The 19270-nt window shown below is 55.5% G+C and carries 18 protein-coding genes; 10 read left to right on the top strand and 8 right to left on the bottom strand.

Annotation, left to right across the window (positions count from 1 at the left end; translation table 11 throughout):
• Nucleotides 1–107 precede the first annotated feature (107 nt).
• Nucleotides 108–1391 carry a putative acyl-CoA thioester hydrolase gene (locus tag KHQ23_RS18915; protein ID WP_004142122.1) on the top strand — a complete coding sequence of 428 codons (1284 nt, stop codon included), beginning with the start codon at nt 108–110 and terminating at the stop codon, nt 1389–1391.
• Nucleotides 1392–1663: 272 nt separating this feature from the next.
• Here KHQ23_RS18915 and KHQ23_RS18910 read toward each other — a convergent pair whose 3' ends face one another.
• Both KHQ23_RS18910 and KHQ23_RS18905 read right to left on the bottom strand, forming a co-directional pair.
• A complete protein-coding gene (locus tag KHQ23_RS18910) occupies nt 1664–4351 on the bottom strand; it encodes a cation-transporting P-type ATPase (RefSeq protein WP_211776814.1) in 2688 nt (895 codons plus the stop codon).
• Between the two features lie 51 nt (nt 4352–4402).
• Entirely contained in the window at nt 4403–4834 is a 432-nt protein-coding gene (locus KHQ23_RS18905) for a universal stress protein (protein WP_004183465.1), read from the bottom strand.
• Between the two features lie 533 nt (nt 4835–5367).
• Here KHQ23_RS18905 and KHQ23_RS18900 point away from each other — a divergent pair.
• From KHQ23_RS18900 to KHQ23_RS18890, 3 genes are read left to right on the top strand one after another with little or no spacing between them, the layout of a single operon-like run.
• Nucleotides 5368–6453: an efflux RND transporter periplasmic adaptor subunit gene (locus KHQ23_RS18900; RefSeq protein ID WP_047694504.1), complete on the top strand. Its 1086-nt coding sequence runs from the start codon at nt 5368–5370 to the stop codon at nt 6451–6453.
• Complete coding sequence (locus tag KHQ23_RS18895) at nt 6454–9519, top strand: efflux RND transporter permease subunit (RefSeq protein WP_032434213.1); 3066 nt, start codon at nt 6454–6456, stop codon at nt 9517–9519.
• Between the two features lie 38 nt (nt 9520–9557).
• Complete coding sequence (locus KHQ23_RS18890; protein ID WP_002895284.1) at nt 9558–10481, top strand: acyltransferase; 924 nt, start codon at nt 9558–9560, stop codon at nt 10479–10481.
• 16 nt (nt 10482–10497) lie between these two features.
• Here the strand turns inward: KHQ23_RS18890 and KHQ23_RS18885 are convergent, their stop codons facing one another.
• Nucleotides 10498–11004, bottom strand: a complete 507-nt coding sequence (locus KHQ23_RS18885; protein ID WP_002895283.1) for a hypothetical protein — start codon at nt 11002–11004, stop codon at nt 10498–10500.
• A 204-nt stretch (nt 11005–11208) separates the two neighbouring features.
• A complete protein-coding gene (locus tag KHQ23_RS18880) occupies nt 11209–11355 on the bottom strand; it encodes a hypothetical protein (RefSeq protein WP_009483834.1) in 147 nt (48 codons plus the stop codon).
• Between the two features lie 384 nt (nt 11356–11739).
• Here KHQ23_RS18880 and KHQ23_RS18875 point away from each other — a divergent pair, with 384 nt between their 5' ends.
• Both KHQ23_RS18875 and KHQ23_RS18870 read left to right on the top strand, forming a co-directional pair.
• A complete protein-coding gene (locus tag KHQ23_RS18875) occupies nt 11740–11952 on the top strand; it encodes a biofilm development regulator YmgB/AriR family protein (RefSeq protein WP_002895280.1) in 213 nt (70 codons plus the stop codon).
• A gap of 81 nt (nt 11953–12033) precedes the next feature.
• Complete coding sequence (locus KHQ23_RS18870) at nt 12034–12588, top strand: helix-turn-helix transcriptional regulator (protein ID WP_073553395.1); 555 nt, start codon at nt 12034–12036, stop codon at nt 12586–12588.
• 41 nt (nt 12589–12629) lie between these two features.
• Here the strand turns inward: KHQ23_RS18870 and KHQ23_RS18865 are convergent, their stop codons facing one another.
• Nucleotides 12630–13364: a MerR family transcriptional regulator gene (locus tag KHQ23_RS18865; RefSeq protein WP_004176830.1), complete on the bottom strand. Its 735-nt coding sequence runs from the start codon at nt 13362–13364 to the stop codon at nt 12630–12632.
• Nucleotides 13365–13519: 155 nt separating this feature from the next.
• On the bottom strand, nt 13520–14731 hold the full coding sequence (locus KHQ23_RS18860; RefSeq protein ID WP_004176831.1) for a diguanylate phosphodiesterase: 1212 nt from the start codon (nt 14729–14731) through the stop codon (nt 13520–13522).
• Between the two features lie 329 nt (nt 14732–15060).
• Between KHQ23_RS18860 and ycgZ the strand changes: the two genes are divergently transcribed.
• The 3 genes from ycgZ (at nt 15061) to KHQ23_RS18845 (ending at nt 16057) form a co-directional block, all read left to right on the top strand.
• Entirely contained in the window at nt 15061–15306 is a 246-nt protein-coding gene (ycgZ, locus tag KHQ23_RS18855; protein ID WP_004151693.1) for a regulatory protein YcgZ, read from the top strand.
• Between the two features lie 127 nt (nt 15307–15433).
• The gene (locus KHQ23_RS18850) at nt 15434–15739 is read left to right on the top strand and encodes a hypothetical protein (protein ID WP_004147654.1); all 306 of its coding nucleotides are present in this window, start codon (nt 15434–15436) and stop codon (nt 15737–15739) included.
• 51 nt (nt 15740–15790) lie between these two features.
• Nucleotides 15791–16057, top strand: coding sequence for a biofilm development regulator YmgB/AriR family protein (locus KHQ23_RS18845; protein WP_002895168.1), 267 nt, complete (start codon nt 15791–15793; stop codon nt 16055–16057).
• A gap of 110 nt (nt 16058–16167) precedes the next feature.
• Here the strand turns inward: KHQ23_RS18845 and pgl are convergent, their stop codons facing one another.
• On the bottom strand, nt 16168–17163 hold the full coding sequence (pgl, locus tag KHQ23_RS18840; RefSeq protein WP_032421122.1) for a 6-phosphogluconolactonase: 996 nt from the start codon (nt 17161–17163) through the stop codon (nt 16168–16170).
• Between the two features lie 227 nt (nt 17164–17390).
• On the opposite strand from pgl, the gene KHQ23_RS18835 reads away from it, so the two are divergent.
• Entirely contained in the window at nt 17391–18209 is an 819-nt protein-coding gene (locus KHQ23_RS18835; protein WP_002895164.1) for a pyridoxal phosphatase, read from the top strand.
• Here KHQ23_RS18835 and modC read toward each other — a convergent pair whose 3' ends face one another.
• Nucleotides 18210–19268, bottom strand: coding sequence for a molybdenum ABC transporter ATP-binding protein ModC (modC, locus tag KHQ23_RS18830; protein ID WP_004179075.1), 1059 nt, complete (start codon nt 19266–19268; stop codon nt 18210–18212).
• Nucleotides 19269–19270: the final 2 nt, after the last annotated feature.

Raw genomic sequence — 19270 nt, 5'->3', positions numbered from 1 at the left:
GTCTTCCCGTTTCGTTCAAGTTAGTATAAAACAGCAGGTTTTAAAGGACTTATACCCTGGCGTTTCAGCCGGGGTATTTCACTACGCTTAATTTTGCCCGGAGCAACATGAACACATATTCCGTTTCCCGTCTGGCGCTGGCGCTGGCCTTCGGCGTGACGCTGTCCGCCTGTAGCTCGACGCCTGCCGATCAACAGCCCTCAACGCAGACTGCACCGGGCACTACCGCGCGTCCCATACTCAACGCCGAAGAAGCGAAAAACTTCACGCCGGCGGCCTATTTCCAGTCGCTGGCTCCCAACGCCGCCGCCTGGACGCCGTCTGCTATCAGCCTGCCGGCGCAGCCTGACTTTATCGTCGGCCCTGCGGGAACCCAGGGCGTAACCCATACCACCATTCAGGCGGCGGTGGATGCGGCAATTGCCCGTCACTCTAACCGTCGTCTGTATATCGCGATTATGCCGGGCGAGTACCCGGGAACCGTCTACGTTCCGGCGGCGCCGGGCGCCCTGACCCTGTATGGTACTGGCGATAAGCCAATCGACGTGAAAATCAGCGAAGCCATTGATTCCGAGATGGATCGCAACACCTGGCGTCGTCTGGTCAATCCAGGCGGTAAATATATGCCGGGTAAACCGGCGTGGTATATGTTCGACAGTTGCCAAAGCAAATCCGCGGCGACCGTCGGCGTAATGTGTTCCGCAGTCTTCTGGTCACAGAATAATGGTCTGCAGCTGCAGAACCTGACCATCGCCAACAACCTCGGCGACAGCGTTGACGCCGGTACCCACCAGGCGGTGGCATTGCGCAGCGATGGCGACCAGGTGCAGATCAATAAGGTCAATATTCTTGGCCGTCAGAACACCTTCTTCGTGACCAACAGCGGCGTGCAAAACCGTCTGCAGGACAACCGTCAGACCCGCACCCTGGTGACCAACAGCTACATTGAAGGCGATGTGGATATCGTTTCCGGCCGCGGCGCGGTGGTGTTTGATAACACCGATTTCCGCGTGGTGAATTCCCGTACCCAGAAAGAGGCCTACGTCTTCGCGCCGGCTACTCTGAAGAGCGTGACCTACGGCTTCCTGGCGACCAACAGCCGCTTCACCGCCTCCGGGGATAACGTCGCGCAGCTCGGCCGCGCGCTGGACGTCGATGGCAACAGCAATGGCCAAGTGGTGATCCGCGACAGCGCTATCAATGAAGGCTTTAATATTGCCCAGCCGTGGGCGGCGGCGGTAGGCTCCGGCCGCCCGTTCAGCGGCAACACCGGCAGCGCCGATGACAAAGGCAATCTGCAGCGCAACCTCAACGACAACGGCTTCAACCGCATGTGGGAGTACAATAACCGCGGCGTGGGAAGCACCGTGGTCGCCGAGCCGAAACAGTAAAGCGCAACAAGCGTGAACCATAATAAAAGAGAGGGCGATGCCCTCTCTCAAACTGCTGATAATGTGCAATCTTCAGGAATTGCCCGGCGGCGCTGCGCTTGCGCGGGCCTACAGATAACTGCATAACGGTTTGATATTGAAGTCTTTCGTAGGCCGGGTAAGGCGAAAGCCGCCACCCGGCAGAAATGCGAGCACAATGACGAAACAGGTTTGTCGTCAGCCAGAGAGGGGGCATGCCCCCTCTTTTCTTTTTCGTTCAGCGCTTCACGCCGTCAGGCGGAACGCCATTTGCGGGTCAGCGGTTTTTCCAGTTCCACGATCAGGAACATGGCGAAGCCGATGATAAAGGTGATCACCCAGTAGCGGAACGGCAGCCCGGTGGTGCCGAACAGCATCTGCATAAAAGGCGCGTAGATAATCAGCAGCTGCAGCAGCAGCAGTACGCCGCTGACGATCCAGATCCCTTTGTTGGCCAGCAGACCTTTGGTTAACGAGAATCCATCCGATACGCGGCAGTTCAGCATATAGAACCACTGGGCGGTGACCAGAGTCTGCAACAGCACGGTACGGATAAACTCCGGCGAATAGCCGCGCGGCTGCAGCCAGGCTTCGAGAATAAAGGCGCTGACCGCAATCATTGACCCCACAAACGCTACGCGCCAGATGGCAAAGCCGTCCATCACGTGAATTTTCGGATCGCGCGGCGGCCGCCGCATAATATTTTTCTCACCGGCTTCAAACGCCAGGCCAAACGACAGCGTGGCGGAGGTAGCCATGTTCATCCACAGGATCAACACCGGCGTGAGCGGCAGTACGTTGCCCGCCAGCAGCGCGAGCACGATCAGTAACCCCTGGGCAAGGTTGGTCGGCATGACGAAGAGAATGGTTTTCTTCAGGTTGTCATACACCCGGCGCCCCTCGCGGACTGCGCTGGCGATGGTGGCGAAGTTATCATCGGTCAGCACCATATCGGCGGCCTCCTTGGTCACCTCGGTCCCCTTGATCCCCATCGCCACGCCGACGTCAGCCTGCTTCAACGCCGGGGCATCGTTCACCCCATCGCCGGTCATTCCGACAATTTCTTTCTTACTCTGCAGAGCCTGCACCAGGCGGAACTTATCTTCCGGGCTGGTGCGGGCGAAGATATCAAACTGCTGCGCGGCTACGCTCAGCTGCGCGTCGTCCATCACCTCCAGCTCACGTCCGGTAATGGCATTTCCCGCATTGCCAATCCCCAGCATCTTGCCGATGCTCATCGCCGTTTGCGGGTGGTCGCCGGTGATCATCTTCACGCGGATCCCGGCCTGCAGGCAGTCGGCAATCGCCGTGATGGCCTCCGGACGCGGCGGATCCATCATCCCGGCGACCCCTAGCAAAATCACCCCTTGCTGCAGATCCTGATGGGTCAGTTCGGTCTGGCCTGCGGCAGCCGGCTTCCAGGCTGCGGCCACCATCCGTAGCCCTTCCCGGGCGTACTCTTCAATTTTGCCTTCCCAGTACGGGAGATCCAGCGGCTGCAATCCGCTGTCGCTCTGCTGATACTGGCACAGGCGGAACAGGACATCCGGCGCGCCAGTGACCAGCACTACCTCCTCTTCACCCAGCCGGTAGAGGGTCGACATGTATTTATATTGCGAATCAAAAGGAATTTTACTGCGCAGTTCGCTGGTCAGCGGCGGCAGAGTGACCTTCGCCGCCAGCACCTTCAGCGCCCCCTCGGTCGGGCCGCCGGTGATTTTCCACAGCCCGCTCTCCTCTTTGATAAGCTGGCTGTCGTTACACAGATCGATGGTGCGCAGATAGCGCTCGAACAGCGAGCCGGGCGCGATCGTGACCGGCGTCGGATCGTCAATGGCGTGGATCTTACCGACCGGCTCATAGCTATCCCCTTCCACCCGATAGACGCTGTCGGCAGTGATCACCGCCTTCACCGTCATTTCGTTCATGGTCAGGGTCCCGGTTTTATCCGAGCAGATAACCGTCATCGCGCCGAGGGTTTCCACCGTCGGCAGCTTGCGGATAATCGCTTTCTGACGGGCCATCGCCTGTACGCCGAGCGACAGAATAATCGAGATAATCGCCGGCAACCCTTCGGGGACCGATGCCACCGCGAGGCTAATCAACGACAGCATCAGTTCGGAGACCGGCATATCGCGGAACAGCAGGCTAAAGACGAACAGCGCCGCCATCATCACCAGAATAAGGATAAAGATGGCTTTGCCCAGCTTGTCCATTTGCACCAGCAGCGGCGTGCGGTGTTTCTCAATGCCCGCCATCATTTGGTTGATATGGCCCAGCTCGGTATCGCCGCCGGTGGCCACCACGATCCCTTTTCCCGCCCCTGAGCTAACGGTGGTCCCGGAAAACAACAGGTTGCTGCGATCGCCGAGCGGTAAATCGCCGCTTAGCGGCTCGGTGGTTTTTTCCACCACCGTCGACTCGCCGGTGAGGATCGCCTCTTCCACCCGCAGGTTGTGCGCCTCAATCACCCGTAGATCGGCGGGGATACGGTCGCCGGCGCGGATCACCACGATATCCCCAGGTACCAGCGAGGTGGTGGGGATGGTTTCATGGTTGCCCTGACGGATCGCCACCGCCTCGCTGGACAGCATATTGCGGATACTCTGCAGCGATTTTTCCGCATTACTCTCCTGAATGAAGCCGATCAGCGCATTGACCACCGCCACGGCGAGGATCACCGCCATGTCGATCCAATGGCCCATCACCGCCTTGAGCAACGCTGCCGCCAGCAGGACGTAGATCAGCACATCGTTAAAATGCGCAATAAAACGCAGCCAGGCGGGTTTACCCGGCTTCTGCGGCAGGGCGTTTTCGCCATACTGCTGCAGGCGCGTAGCCGCCTCTGTTCCGCTAATCCCTTCCGGCGAACTCTGCACGCTGGCGAGAGTCTCCTCGACGGAGCGCTGATAATAGGGCGCCCCCGGTTTATCTGTATTCATACTCTTTCCCTCGATTTCTGAAGCGGAAGTCAGGGCGACATCCCGCCATCATCAGCGCACAACGAACACTGGTACATGGGCATAGCGCACGATATTGGCCGCTTCCGAGCCCAGCAGATGAGTCTGGATCCCCGGATTGCGCGAACCGACAATCACCACATCCGCTTTCAGCTCATCGGCCAGGGCAATCACTTGATCGCGAACATTGCCACTGCGCACATAAAGATGGCTGGCGTCTTCCGCAAGCCCATTTTTCTTCACCAGCTCGCTCAGCTTTTCCTTAGCGGTATTAAGCAAATGGTCTTCCATCTTTCGGGCATCAGAGATAAATCCGCGGGTTAATACAGGAGAAAAGGCCGGAATAACATGGATAAGATGAATTTGCCCGGCAGAATGTTGGGCGAGGAATTTCGCATGAGAGAGCGCTTTGTCGGCCAGGCCCGCATCAAACACGTCAACGGGAACAACGATATTTTTATACATGAGATAATCCTTTTATTACCAATACAATGCGTAGTGATGAATAGCCCCTTACTTGGGGAGGAACGAAATCTCAACAACAGAAGCGGCGAGCGGAATAGATGTTATTAAACGTAGCACAGGAAAATTAACATTAGAAAATGGCGGATTAATAGACTGAAAAATATTATAAAAACCGCATATTCCCTGCGGATCTCCTGCGCTTGCCCCTCAATGCCGCCAACGCTCGCGGCATTCTCTTTTTTAACACTTCATATTTTCTCCGACTATGCTGATTACAAGCAGGCATGCCGCTCCGAATGTCCGGTGGTCACAGTGGGGGCCGAATTAAATGACATTTACGGTTCGGATGGGAGTAAAGGGAGGAAATTATGTTGGGTTATAGCCTGTTACGCCTGGGTTTGTTTGTCGCGCTGGCCATTGTCGCCTGCACAGCGGTGGGGCTCTTCACTTATCTGGTCGTCGCCGCTCTCGCAGAATAAGCAGGCGCCATGTAATAAAAATGTAAAATAAATCCTGAATCTGAGGGGAATATTGTGAACCGTTATTTTTCTCTCATCCCGGTTGTTATTATATTTACAACCGCTTGCGATCAGAAAGCACCCACCGTCGAGTCCGCCCCGCGCATGGTTAAAGTGGCGCAGGTGACCGCCGTGGGCAATACCCAGCAGCGAACGTTTCCGGCACGCATTGAGTCTGGCGATTCCACCGAACTGTCGTTTAAGCGGGGTGGCCAGGTGGAGTCGCTAGATATTCGTCAGGGGGCAAGCGTCGCCCAGGGGCAAACGCTGGCGCGCCTGAATGCCCGCGAGGCCCAGCAACGGGTCAATGAGCGGCAAACGGCGGCCACTCTCGCCCAGCGTCAGTTCGACCGCTTCCAGACTCTGGCCGGGCGCCAGGTGATTTCCCAGGCGGAGATGGACGTGCAGCGCGCCAATCGCGATGCCGCCAATGCGGCCTTAAAAATCGCTCGCGAAGAGCTGGCGCAAATGAGCCTCATCGCGCCCTTTAGCGGGATTGCCGCCGGCGTACATATCCGCAACCATCAGGTGGTCGCCGCCGGCCAACCGGTGATCACCCTGACGCGGACCGACCTGCTGGATGTGGTCTTCAGCATTCCCGAAAATCTGTTCACCTCCCTGGATATCCGCAATACCGCCTACCGTCCCGTCGTCAGGATCAATACCCTGCCGGGCCGCGAGTTTACCGCGGAATACAAAGAGCATACCGGCAGCAGCGACAATAGCACCCTCACCTGGCAGATCGTGTTAACCATGCCGCGGCCAGATGATTTTCCCGCCGTCGGCGGGGTCAGCGGCACCGTGACGGTCAATCTCGGCAATTTACCGGCCAGCGCCGGACGGGAAACCCTCATTGTGCCAGCGGAGGCGGTGTTTAACCCCGATAACCGGCCAAAGAACGAGCCGGTAGTCTGGGTGGTGAAAGGCGATAACGCGCATCGATATCTTGAGGAGCGTAAGGTCACCGTCGGCGAGGTGACTTCGCAGGGAGTGGCGATCACCGACGGTCTCCGCGCGGGTGAACAGGTGGTTGCGGCGGGCGTGAGCGAGCTGCATGCCGGGCAGCCGGTGCGGGTCTGGACGCGTGAACGAGGATTATAAATGGATATTTCCCGTCAGTTTATTAACAACCCGACCCGCGTCTGGTTAGCCATTTTGCTGTTAGGGGTGGGTGGCCTGCTCGCCCTGCTCAATATCGGCCGCCTGGAAGATCCCGCCTTCACCATCAAAACGGCGGTGATCGTCACCCACTACCCTGGCGCGTCCGCTCAGCAGGTGGAAGAGGAGGTTACCCTGCCGCTGGAAAACGCGATTCAGCAGCTTCCCTCGCTGGATAACGTCAGCTCCATCTCCTCGAATGGCTTATCGCAAATTACGGTGAATATTGCTTCGCAGTACCATTCCAGCGAGCTGCCGCAAATCTGGGATGAGCTACGTCGCCGGGTCGGTGACGCCAGCCGCCTTTTCCCCCCTGGCGTAGTCCCCCCTTTCGTCAACGATGACTTTGGCGATGTGTTTGGCTTTTTCTTCGCTATCTCGGGCGACAGTTTTACCAACCCGGAGCTGGTGCGCTATGCCGAACAGTTGCGCCGGGAGCTGGTGCTGGTGCCGGGGGTCGGTAAAGTCGCTATCGGCGGCGTCATTCCGCAGCAGATCAATGTGGATATCTCGCTGGCGAAGATGGCGGCGCGCGGGATCACCCTCAACCAGCTCGCCGCAATCCTGGCCCGACTCAACGTGGTGTCCAGCGCCGGGGAAATCCGCGTTGGCAGCGAATCGATCCGCCTCCACCCCACCGGTGAGTTTCAGAGCATCGATGAGCTGGGAGATCTACTGGTCAGCCCTCACGGCGCCAGCGCCACCACCCGACTGCGGGATATTGCTACGCTGTCGCGCGGGCTAACCGACTCGCCGGCCAGTATCTATCATGCCAACGGGCGCCAGGCGGTGACCATGGGAGTTTCTTTTATCCCTGGCGTCAACGTTATTGACGTCGGCCACGCTCTCGAGGCCCGCCTCCAGCAGATGGCCGCCGACAAACCGGCGGGCATCGACATCGCTATTTTTTACGATCAGGCAGCTGAGGTCGCCCACTCGGTCAATGGCTTTATTACCAATTTTCTGATGGCCCTGGCGATTGTCGTCGGCGTGCTGCTGGTATTTATGGGGGTGCGCAGCGGGATTATTATTGCTCTGTCGCTGGCGCTCAACGTTCTCGGCACCCTGCTTATCATGTATATCTGGGGGATCGAACTACAACGGATCTCCCTCGGAGCGCTAATCATCGCCCTGAGTATGTTGGTGGACAATGCCATTGTGATTGTCGAAGGGGTGCTCATCGCCCGTCAGCAAGGCTCTCCGCTGCTGGGCGCGATTAACTATGTGATCCGTCGCTCTGCCCTGCCGCTGCTTGGCGCGACGATCATCGCCATCCTCGCCTTCGCGCCGATTGGCCTCTCCCAGGACTCTACCGGGGAGTATTGCAAATCGCTGTTCCAGGTGCTGCTGATCTCCCTGATGCTGAGCTGGTTTTCCGCTCTGACCATCACCCCGGTGCTTATTAAGTGGTGGCTGTTTAAAAACGCCCTGTCGGCCGCCGCCGCGGAGGAAAAGGCCGATCCTTACCGCGGCAGCTTTTACCGTGGCTATCAGCAGGCGCTGCGAATACTGCTGCAGCAAAAGACCCTGACCCTGGTGCTGATGGGCGCGCTGTTAGCCGGAGCGATCTGGGGCTTTACCTTTGTTCGGCAGAATTTTTTTCCGTCATCGAATACGCCTATATTCTTTGTCGACCTGTGGCTACCCTACGGTACCGATATAAACGCCACGGAGAAGATGACCCGGGATATCGAGCGGTCGATAGCCGGTCAGCCGGGGGTGGTCACCACCGTCTCCACCATCGGCCAGGGCAGTATGCGTTTCATTCTCACCTACAGCGGGCAGCGCCAGTACAGCAACTACGCGCAGATTATGGTGCGGATGGATGATCAACGCGGCATCGCCCCTGTCACCCGCCACGTGGAGGACTGGATTGCCAGAAACTACCCGCAGGTTAACGCCAGCACCAAACGCATTATGTTCGGCCCCTCCGGAGATAGCGCGATTGAGGTGCGCATTAAGGGCCCAGACCCGGATACGCTGCGCGCGCTGGCGAGTCAGGTAGGCGATATCCTCGCCGCGGACCCGGCGACCGACAGCGTGCGTAATGACTGGCAGAACCGCAGCAAAGTGATCCGCCCGCAGTATTCCCCGGCGCTGGGACGCGAGCTGGGGGTGGATAAACAGGATATTGATAACGCGCTGGAGATGAATTTCTCCGGGAGTCGCGCCGGGTTATATCGTGAAGGGGCCGATCTGCTGCCAGTGATCGTCCGGCCGCCGGAAGCAGAACGTCAGGATGCCAACCATCTGAATAATGTGCTGGTCTGGAGCCAGAGTCGCCAGCAATATATCCCGCTGAGTAACGTCATCAATGGTTTCGCCCTGGAGTGGGAAGATCCGTTGATCCTCCGCCGGGATCGTACCCGGGTGCTGACGGTCCAGACCGACCCCAGCCCGCTAAGCGGCCAAACCTCGGGTGATATTCTCGCGCGGGTGAAACCGCGCATTGACGCACTGCCGCTGCCCCACGGCTACCGTATCGAATGGGGCGGCGATGCCGAGAACTCCAGTGAGGCGCAGCAGGGACTGTTTACAACCCTGCCGCTTGGCTATCTGGTGATGTTTATCATAACGGTGCTGATGTTCAGTTCGCTGAAAAACGCCGTCGCCATCTGGCTGACCGTTCCGCTGGCGCTGATCGGGGTCACACCCGGCTTTCTGCTTACCGGCATCCCCTTCGGCTTTATGGCCTTAATCGGCTTGCTCAGCCTGAGCGGTATGCTGATCCGTAACGGCATTGTGCTGGTAGAAGAGATAGAGCAACAAAAACAGGAGAAAGATCAACGACAAGCTATTATTGATGCGGCAACCTCTCGTCTGCGGCCGATCCTGCTGACCGCCTTCACCACCGTACTTGGTCTGGCCCCGCTGCTGCGCGATGTCTTTTTCCAGAGTATGGCGGTGGTGATCATGTTCGGCCTCGCCTTTGCCACCGTGCTGACGCTGCTGGTTCTGCCGGTGATTTACGCCTGCTTTCACCATAAGGATATGACGCCTCAACGATGAACAGTACCGGTCTGAGCATTATCAAGACATTAGGCTGTATGACAGCGGTGACCTTTTTCACCATCTATAACACCTGGGATCGCTTTGATTATGACTATCACTGGATCCTCGGGCTGCTGACCTTTATCTCGACCATCGCGACGCCGCTGTTTTTTGTCGTGGCCGGTTATCTTGATGCGCAGACGCGCCACGATGCCAACTGGCAAATTGGTAAAATTAAAAGCGTGGTCATCGTCTTTCTGTTTTGGGTGACGGTCTATTATGTCTGGGAGCCTTACCAGCGCGGCTACCTGATCCAGCCCTGGTTTATTTTCGCCCTGATTGTCATCTATACCTTTCATCCTTTGATCGCCTGGCTCAGCCAGCGGCGCGGGCTCTTTTTCGCCGTGCTCCTGACGCTGCTGTGCTGCTCCTACGGTTACGACCTGCTCTCGGTGATCTACCCGGACAGACATCTTTTCAGTTTGCCGCCGCAGTATCGCCTGTGGACTTGGCTACTGTTTTATTTAACCGGGCAGTTGTTTAACGATCCAAAGGTCGCGGAGTGGATACGCAACCCACAGGTGATTAAAGGGTCGATTATCGCCCTGCCCTTTGTCTATTTATTTACCTGGTTTTATGAACGCCATTTCTTCTTCGCCCTGTTTAAAGCAGATCGTAATGCGTTCATTCTCACGGGATCGCAAATTTATATCCTGATCGTCCTGCTGGTGATCGCCGCTAACGCCGTGCAGTTTAAAAAGAACCGCGAGTGGAAAGAAGCCGTGCTGGCGACGGTCAGTAAAGCGATGACCGGGGTTTATATCCTCCACTATTCCGTGTTTCACCTGCTGGTGATGCTCATCCCTGTGCACTCGCTAGCCACCAAGTTGGGGGTAATAGCGCTGACCTTTGTCCTGTCGGTGCTCATTTCCCTTGCCGCGCTCTCCAGTACGCTGCTCAGGAAGGTGATTACCTTGTAACCGACAACGGGACGATTTAGCGGAAGCTCCACTGGATACTGATCACAAACACGCTGGGAATAATAATGCCGCTTTCAACGGCGAAATAATCGGTGAAGTTATACTGGATAGCGTGGTAGATATAGGGTGAAAAGCCGATCCCCGTGGCGTCCTTAAAGTCTTTATAGGAGCCATGATCGCCGCAATGCTCGAAGGCGTCGAAGAAGAATTCGCCGGTATAGCCGTAAACGCCTTTGAAGGTCCACCCGCTGCCGCTGTGGTACCAGTCTCTTCTCACCCCCAGCGCCAGGCAGCGATCGTTGAAGCTGTTATTCATAGTGCCAAGCAGAAGGCTGTATTTGGAGTCTGCAGAGAATTTCCGCTCCACTGAGAAAAAATGATTTTCGAAATTCTCTGTATATTGTCCGTGATTATTGGTCAGATGGTAAACATAGGAACCGGTATTCACAGAATAGAGGTTAAGTTCGTTCGCCTGCGCGAGAGAGGCTAACCCGGCCAGGAGCATCACGCTTTTGCCGCGCATTTTCCCTCCTCAGTCCTCAAGGCCTGTCCAGGGACAGAAAGCTTTTGCCGTATTTACCGGTCGTGACAGGGGTATAAGACTCGACAGGGAAATGGGGGAAAAATAACGATGCCAAACCGCCGCGTCGTTACCAAAAAGCGTAGCACAGCCCTTATTCGCCAACAAATCGAATGGGCCGTTTACGACATGGCAGACGTTACCCCTTTACCTTACTGTGCAAAAAGCAGACAAAGCCTCATCATATTTTCCGCTATGCTCAGACTCCGACGCGGAAGAAAGCCACCTGTCGACGACAGCGTTGCTGTTTACCCCTTCGCGCGTCGGCGCAATCTCATGCATTTCGCCAGCCATGACAGAATTTTCACAATTGGCTTTCTTCTACCATCATCAGCTTCTTCCCGCTGGTTTTACAGCTAAATCCTGCACAACCCGACTTTTCTGTACAAGTTATCACTTACTAAAATTGTTATAAATCAACAAATTAAAACACACACAAAAAATAAGCCGTTACGTTGTACATATAGTAATGAAAAAAGTTGTACATAGTGAAATCAGCGTCTATAGTTTTGGAGTGTTAACTGCTTGTTGCGCAACAAAGCGGGGAAGCTTGACGATTGCGCAGCGAGTCGGACGGTGGTTCCTGGTTATACATTTCCTGTTCGTGACTTGGCGCGTACCAACGGTACGCTGCGACTTTTATTGTCTGTTTGCTTTATACGTGGGAGAGTTCGAGCTATGCATATTAAAAATACCATTCCAGCAGAGTTTGTCTTCAATTCGGCCCTGATGAAGAATATTGAGAATACGCTCATTAAGCAGCACAGAACGGTAAATAATGAGCGGATGATTACGGAAATCCAGCATCGTCTGCAAACGGAAAGTAACGAAATACTTTCCGATCTCTATCTGCAGGCGCTGGATATGCTGTACAGCAAACCTCATCATTAAATAAACCCACTGTGCTGGCAGCAGGCTTCGACCTGCTGTACCGGCGCGCCTGGGTCTCTATCGGCTAACTGAGGCAAAAAAATGTCACACCATAATACTTGCTATCGTTCTGAGCATTACGATCTGTGGTTTGATAATGGTTTTCTTCTCTATGGGATGTCGCTGATCCTGAATAGCCTGCCGGCATCTTACTTCTGCAAAAAACATGTTTTCTTCACCAGCGACAATTATTTCGCGGTACTGCAGCACAACTATAATCGGCGGGATACATTATTTATTCTGTTAACCGAAGGCAACGATCTTAATTTTCTTAGTGAACTGCCTATGCTGCGCTTACCGGCCAACTCGACGCCGGAAGAGTTAAAGATATTTCTGCATCAACCCACCCGCTATTACAAAACCCATCCGGCGCCAGGCGCCTCGGTGCAGTTTACCGAGCGGGAAAAGAAAGTTATTCAACTTATCAGCAATGGCGAAGCAGTCGCCAGCATTGGCCGGTCGCTAAACCTGCATATAAAAACCATTTATCAGATCCGGCTGAATCTGATTAAAAAGCTCGGCTGCAGCGGTAGAACCGATTTTTTTAATATCAGCCGCAGCGAAACGTTCAAATCCTGGAGCCAGATTCACCTGTAACCAAGCACTCAAGCCCTGATCCGCACCACGGATCGGGGCGCTTAATTTTGGCCGTGAAAATGGATGCTGAAGCCCTGCTCCTGCCAGTGGCTGAGCAGCTCCTCCTGCAGAGGCGTGGCGGCACGTCCGGTCCAGACGAAAATATGCTGCCCGGGAAATAGCTCAGGCCGCGGCGACTCCAGCGGTTCGGCGAGAACGTTGACATGCCAGCCGCGTTGGGAAAGACGCCATGCCTCCAGCCACAGACGCGTCCTGTCCTCATTGCTCCAGCCCACCAGCAGCGTCTCTTTGCCATTTTTTTTACGCGCTTCGGCGAGAAACAACGCTACGCAGTCAATTAACAGGCCGTCCAGCATGCTGCTAATCACCAGCGAGGTATTCTGATCCAGCTTGAGACGCTGTCGTACCGGCACTAACAGGCTATCGATGAGGGTGTCGACGGGGTGTTGATGACTGAGCGCCATTAATTTGGCGCGGATTCTGGCGGGCTGCATATAACGCAGAATGGACATCATCTCTTCCTGAAGATGCGCGGATTCGTCGCGCGCCGCCGGCAGGTTATCCTCCAGCAGCGCTTTGACTTTCCCTACTGATACACCGCGCTCTATCCAGCGCTTGATCTCTTCGATACGCAGGATATCTTCTTCATCAAATTGTCGATGCCCGCCTTCGCTACGCTGCGGTTTCAGTAGACCGTAACGACGCTGCCAGGCGCGCAGTGTGACCGGATTGATTCCGCAACGTTCGGCGACTTCACCGATACTGTAAAACGCCATAGCAGCCTCACATCAACCTGATACCTTAATACCTAAACTAACGAATTCAGGCATCCTGTACAACTCTATTTTCTTGTACAGATAAAGATATCAGGTTGCGGCTCACAGCGCCCGGGAAAAAAGATGAAAAAATGTTTAGCTGATTTCGCGGTGGTTCATTTTTTCTCCGGCCATGCGACGGCGGGTAGGCCCCCCAGGCGCGCGCTGGCGAACAAATTGCCCTGAAACTGTGAAATACCGGCTGATTCCAGCCACATCCACTCTTCAGCACGCTCAACGCCGACGGCTGAGACCGCAATCTCCAGAGAAGTACAGCATTTGATAATCGCCTGTACAATCGACTGGCGCGGTCCGTCCTGGTGGATATTGCGGATCAGCTCATGGTCGATTTTAATTCTGTCGGGTTGGTATTGCGCCAGCAGCGATAGCCCGGCAAACCCGGCGCCGAAGTGATCAATGGCAAGATTAATTCCCGCGCCCTTCAGTTTGCGCACCGCATCGGTAAAATCGTCCATCCGCGAAATCACTTCCCGCTCAGTGAACTCGACAATAATCTGCTCCGGAATAAGGTCATTGCGACTAATTTCGTCGAGCAGGAAAGCCACCGCATTCGGCGCTTTGACCATGGTCATCGGCAGTAAATTAATGCTTAACGCCTTATTACGTAAACCTAATTTTCCCGCCAGCGACAACGCCACCCGTTTACTGTGCAGGTCGGCGAGATAAATATCGTCCCCGGTCAGCCCGGCAAAATAGGCGCCGGGGGATTGCCCGTCCGGTGTACGCAACAGCGCTTCCCACGAAATAATTTCGCAGGCGAAAGGGTCGACAATCGGCTGGAAGGCAAAGGAACAACCTTCCGTATTATCGATAATCGGGGTATCAGGATAGAACGTCTCCTTATCAGGAATAAAAACCCAACTATCTGCGGAAGGAATCTCAAAATAGTTCGCTTTTTCTGTGGCTTCGACAAAAGTACGGAAAAATTGCAGCGCCCGGTCATCATAGGTGAGCTGATATTTTGACGTCCCCCGGTCCATCACCGCCTGCAGAACTTCCTCGCGATCGTGTTCGCGTAAATCAAACAGTTCCATCCCGACCTTACCAAAACGACGGGACGGCGCATAATCGCAAAGCAACTCCACCAGATTATAGTGGCGAGGATCCTGGCAGATATGCTGATAAATATCCTGAACCTTTTCTTCAGGCCCCTCAATGAGTTGAAAAAAATGCGTCCCGTTAAAAAGTAAAATACCGGTGACGTCCGCCTGCCCATTTCTTTCGTTTGCCCTGGCGACCATGGCCTCGATCGATTTGAATGAGACATTGTCGCAGATATGGCTGCGATAAATGATGGTGGTTAGCATAGTGATTCCAGATGGGAGGGATAAGCATTCACAGTAGCAGTTATCAGGCTAAGGGTCTCGTAAAACTACGTTTTGTCTTAACAAAAAAGATACACTAAAAATCCCTTTTTTGTGCAAGGTTTTCCCTTTTTTTCTTTCCTTGTACAACATACAACGCTAAACCCCACCTTTACAAGCCAGAACCGCGCCAGGTAAAAAAAATTAAACAATTAAAAATCATATAGTTAAACTAACATGAATCATTATTGTGCAACTTTGTGTGTACAGGTTAATAATTATTGTATAAGTTTAATGGCAGTTAACAGATGAATGAAATGAAAGGAGCACATATGCAGCAGAATGGTTACATTCCAGATACAGCGAACGCAATTGCCCAGTATTTCAACAAAGCATCTTTGCCTTCCCAGCAGGAAACCCTGGGTCAGATCGTGATGGATATTCTTAACGAAGGGCGTCATCTCAACCGCAAAGCGCTATGCACCAAACTGTTGAGCCGCCTGGACCGCGCTCGCGCGCCGGAGGAAGAGAGCCATTATCAGACCTTAATTGGTCTGCTGTTTGCTGGCCAGGAATAACGTCATCGATCGTCGCCTGTTGCAGCGCCGCAGTAGCAGATGAGGGGCGATCGCTTCCACAAACCTGCTGCTGACCTGAATGCCCGTTCGCCTATTCAGGAAAAGGGTGGCATGCATAGAGACGGTTATGAATAACAGTGAAACTGAGGAAATAACCGATGAAATCATCGGCGAGGCGGTTCTAGCGCTTCTGAAAACGAATCGCCCGATTACCACCCCGACCCTGCTGGTTCGACTTCGGTTAATGCAGGCGACAGAACCAGATCGCCAGCGTAGAAAGATCATCGCTGCCGTGATCGAAGAAATTTGCGCGAAGCTTATCCGTCAGCGGAAGTACGCGCCTTTACAGGTAAAGAAAATCAATGGCCGTTGGGAAACCAGAGGTTCGCTGGCGCCAGACAGCATGCCGTCGGAAGCTAAAAAGATCCACTGATTATCCCAACCATGGTGAATTAAACAGAGTGAGAATGTGATGAGACAGACTATGCATCAGCAACCAGATATTTACGCAAGACTGCAGGACACCGCGCTCTCCGACTATTTCCGTAACGCCGGTGATAAACTGGTTGATGAGTCCGCCGTCATGTCGCTCGCCATCAACAGTATTCTCCAGTCCGAGGGCCACCTGAACAATAAGGCCATTATTTTATGGCTGATTCAGGCGCTGGAAACCACCGATGACGTGGTGACCGCGGACGTGATCCGAAAAACGCTGGAGATTGTCGTTGGCTACACCATGGACGATATCTAACGTCGTCACGCTTCTGGCCCGCCAGGACAACGCCTTCTCCGCAGAGCCTGTCCGCTCTGAGCAAAAAAAACCTCGCTAAGGCGAGGTTTTTTCTTTTACCTGATGGCGGTTCAGTGGGCGTTGACCACCACCCACATCGGCCCCTGCCCAACCGCATAGCGGCCTTTCTCCTGCAGCAGTCCCTGCTCACCGACGATATCGTACACCGCGATATGGTGCGACTTCTGCCCGGCGGCAATGAGATATTTACCGCTGTGATCGAGGTTAAAGCCGCGCGGCTGGGTCTCGGTAGGCTGATAGCCTTCCACCGCCAGCACGCTACCATCTTCCGAAACGCTGAACACCGTGATGATGTTGGCGGTACGATCGCAGGCGTAAAGATGACGGCCATCCGGGGTGATATGAATATCCGCCGCCCAGCGCACGCCGCTAAAATCAGGCGGCATCATATCCAGGGTCTGTACACATTCGATGTTGCCCTTAGGATCTTTCAGCTCCCAGACGTCAATCGAGCTGTTTAGCTCATTGACGCAGTAACCATACTGCTGGTTGGGATGGAATACCATGTGACGCGGACCGGCGCCCTCGACGGTCGTCACTTCCGCGGGCTCCTGTGCCGAGAGGAAACCATCGTCGCTGAGGGTAAACAGGCAAATGCGATCCTGCTTCAGCGCCGGCACCCACAGGGTGCGATTATCCGGGGAGATATTGGCCGAGTGGCAGCCTTCCAGCCCTTCCACCACGGTGATGGTTTCGCCCGGCAGGCCATCGTGCAGCGGGGTCACGCTGACACAGCCCTGATTGTAGGAGGCGCTGAAGACAAAGCGGCCATGGTGATCGGTAGAGATATGGGTCGGGCTGCCCGGCAGCGCAGCTTCGCCCGCAAAGGTTAACGCCCCGTTATCCGGCGTGATGCGATAGGCCAGCACGCGAAACTCCGGACGAACGCCAACGTACAGAAATTCCTTGTTGGGGCTGACCACCATCGGCTGGACCTGCCCTGGGGCATCAACCACCTGCACCAGCGTCAGTTTGCCGTCCGCTTCAAGACTCCAGACATGGATTTGTTGGCTTTCCGGGCTGGCGGTATAAACGGTTTGTTTCATGACTACTCCTTCCCTCACTGCACGTGGAATTTTCATTTTCAGGATAACAGCACCCTGAAAATTATAAGACATCCGCCCATGATACTCGCATCGTCCGCCGAATTTCCGCCGGACGGCGGCACAAAGGGCATACAGACATTCACGGCAGATGTGGAAAAATTGGTCCTGACGCCACGGCGGTGTACCATCATGGCCAGGTCACTTTCAACATCAACCGGAAATAACACATGACAACACGCGTGATTGCCCTGGATTTAGACGGCACCCTGCTTACCAGCAAAAAAACCATTCTGCCCGCTTCGCTGGAGGCGCTGGCCCGCGCCAGAGAGGCAGGCTATCAGGTCATCGTCGTCACCGGACGTCATCACGTCGCTATCCATCCTTTTTATCAGGCACTGGCTCTCGATACACCTGCAATTTGTTGTAATGGCACCTATTTGTATGATTATCACGCAAAAAAGGTTTTGGCCGCCGATCCTATGCCGGTGGAGCAAGCGGTAAGCCTCACTGCCATGCTTGCCAAACAGCAGATCCACGGCCTGGCATATGTGGACGACGCGATGCTTTATGAACACCCCACCGGGCATGTGATCCGCACCCGCAACTGGGCGCAAGCGTTACCGGAAGATCAGCGTCCAGTTTTCGCTCAGGTCGATTCGCTGGCGCAGGCGGTTCGCGAAGTTAACGCGGTATGGAAATTCGCTCTCACCGATGACGACATTCCCCGCCTGCAGCGGTTTGCGCAGCAGGTTGGCGAGACGCTGGGCCTCGAGTGCGAATGGTCGTGGCACGATCAGGTAGATATCGCGCGCGCCGGCAACAGCAAAGGCAAACGCCTGGCGCAATGGGTGGCCGACCAGGGGCTGTCGATGCAGGATGTGGTGGCCTTCGGCGATAACTACAACGATCTTAGCATGCTGGAAGCGGCGGGCACCGGGGTGGCGATGGGCAACGCGGTGGACGAGGTGAAAGCCCGCGCCAACATAGTCATCGGCGACAATGAGTCCACGAGCATCGCCGAGTTTATCTACCGCCAACTGCTGTAATCAGGCGGCGATCGACACGCTTTTGATCTGGGCAAACACCTGCTGACCTGGCGCTATCGCCAGGTCGTCCCGCGCCCATGGGCTAATCCTGGCCCATAGCAGACGGTCACTCACTCTGAGCTGCACTTCAATCTGTCCGTTGACCTCCAGACACTGAGCCACCTCGGCGCGCAAGATATTGCGGATGCTGGTCCCGGACGGCTGGGCCAGTGTCAGCGAAACGTCCGACGCCTGAATGCGGATCCGTGCGGTGTCGCCTGCGGGACGTTCGAGCCGGTTGACCCACAGCAACTGGTCCCCCAGCGCCAGGGCCGTCATCGCATACTGCGGGTGCTGCGCGGCGACGGTGGCGCTAAGGATCGTACTCTGCTGCTCCGCCGGCAGCCAGGGGTGCATCACGCTGCTGCTCCAGACCTCCTCCAGCGGACCGAAAGCTTTCACCTTACCGGCCTCCAGCACCAGCACACGATCGGCCAGATGCTGGATCTCATCCAGCGAGTGGCTGACGTAGAGCATCGGAATATGAATCTCCTGCGCCAGCCGCTGCAGGTAGGGCAATAGCTCGCGTTTGCGCGGAATGTCCAGCGAGGCCAGCGGCTCATCCAGCAGCAGTAGCTCTGGCGCGGTCAGCAGGGCGCGGCCGATAGCCACTCGCTGCTTTTCGCCGCCGGATAACCGGCCCGGCAGACGATCCAGCAAGGGCGCAATCCCCAGCAGATCCACCAGCTTATCGAACTGGCTGACCATGGATTTCGCCATCCCATACTGCAGATTGCCGCGCACTTTATAATGGGGAAACAGGCGCGCATCCTGAAAGACATAGCCGATACGGCGCTGCTCCGGCGCCAGGCAGATACGCTGCGCGGTGTCGTTCAGCACCCGGCCATTGAGCACGATCCGCCCCGCCTGGGGTCGGGTCAGGCCGCTGATGGCGTTAATCAACGAGGTTTTGCCCGCGCCGGAGACGCCAAAGACGGCGGTGATCCCGCTGGCGGGCAGAGTTTCACGGATCTGCAGGCAGTGGCTACCGAGGGTCTGGGTAAAGTCCAGCTCCAGCATCA

Origin of the sequence: Klebsiella sp. 64 (genome assembly GCF_018223915.1) — a bacterium.
GTDB classification, from domain to species: Bacteria; Pseudomonadota; Gammaproteobacteria; order Enterobacterales; family Enterobacteriaceae; genus Klebsiella; species Klebsiella pneumoniae.
This window is presented reverse-complemented; position numbering and strand designations above follow the sequence as displayed.

Excerpts from the sequence above, each read along its gene's own strand:
- KHQ23_RS18845 (WP_002895168.1), top strand. The coding sequence starts at position 15,791 with ATGCATCAGCAACCAGATATTTACGCAAGACTGCAGGACACCGCGCTC.
- KHQ23_RS18910 (WP_211776814.1), bottom strand. The coding sequence starts at position 4,351 with ATGAATACAGATAAACCGGGGGCGCCCTATTATCAGCGCTCCGTCGAG.
- KHQ23_RS18850 (WP_004147654.1), top strand. The coding sequence starts at position 15,434 with ATGAATAACAGTGAAACTGAGGAAATAACCGATGAAATCATCGGCGAG.
- KHQ23_RS18915 (WP_004142122.1), top strand. The coding sequence starts at position 108 with ATGAACACATATTCCGTTTCCCGTCTGGCGCTGGCGCTGGCCTTCGGC.
- modC (WP_004179075.1), bottom strand. The coding sequence starts at position 19,268 with ATGCTGGAGCTGGACTTTACCCAGACCCTCGGTAGCCACTGCCTGCAG.
- pgl (WP_032421122.1), bottom strand. The coding sequence starts at position 17,163 with ATGAAACAAACCGTTTATACCGCCAGCCCGGAAAGCCAACAAATCCAT.
- KHQ23_RS18880 (WP_009483834.1), bottom strand. The coding sequence starts at position 11,355 with ATGGCTGGCGAAATGCATGAGATTGCGCCGACGCGCGAAGGGGTAAAC.
- KHQ23_RS18890 (WP_002895284.1), top strand. The coding sequence starts at position 9,558 with ATGACAGCGGTGACCTTTTTCACCATCTATAACACCTGGGATCGCTTT.
- KHQ23_RS18870 (WP_073553395.1), top strand. The coding sequence starts at position 12,034 with ATGTCACACCATAATACTTGCTATCGTTCTGAGCATTACGATCTGTGG.
- ycgZ (WP_004151693.1), top strand. The coding sequence starts at position 15,061 with ATGCAGCAGAATGGTTACATTCCAGATACAGCGAACGCAATTGCCCAG.
- KHQ23_RS18885 (WP_002895283.1), bottom strand. The coding sequence starts at position 11,004 with ATGCGCGGCAAAAGCGTGATGCTCCTGGCCGGGTTAGCCTCTCTCGCG.
- KHQ23_RS18860 (WP_004176831.1), bottom strand. The coding sequence starts at position 14,731 with ATGCTAACCACCATCATTTATCGCAGCCATATCTGCGACAATGTCTCA.
- KHQ23_RS18835 (WP_002895164.1), top strand. The coding sequence starts at position 17,391 with ATGACAACACGCGTGATTGCCCTGGATTTAGACGGCACCCTGCTTACC.
- KHQ23_RS18865 (WP_004176830.1), bottom strand. The coding sequence starts at position 13,364 with ATGGCGTTTTACAGTATCGGTGAAGTCGCCGAACGTTGCGGAATCAAT.
- KHQ23_RS18905 (WP_004183465.1), bottom strand. The coding sequence starts at position 4,834 with ATGTATAAAAATATCGTTGTTCCCGTTGACGTGTTTGATGCGGGCCTG.
- KHQ23_RS18895 (WP_032434213.1), top strand. The coding sequence starts at position 6,454 with ATGGATATTTCCCGTCAGTTTATTAACAACCCGACCCGCGTCTGGTTA.
- KHQ23_RS18875 (WP_002895280.1), top strand. The coding sequence starts at position 11,740 with ATGCATATTAAAAATACCATTCCAGCAGAGTTTGTCTTCAATTCGGCC.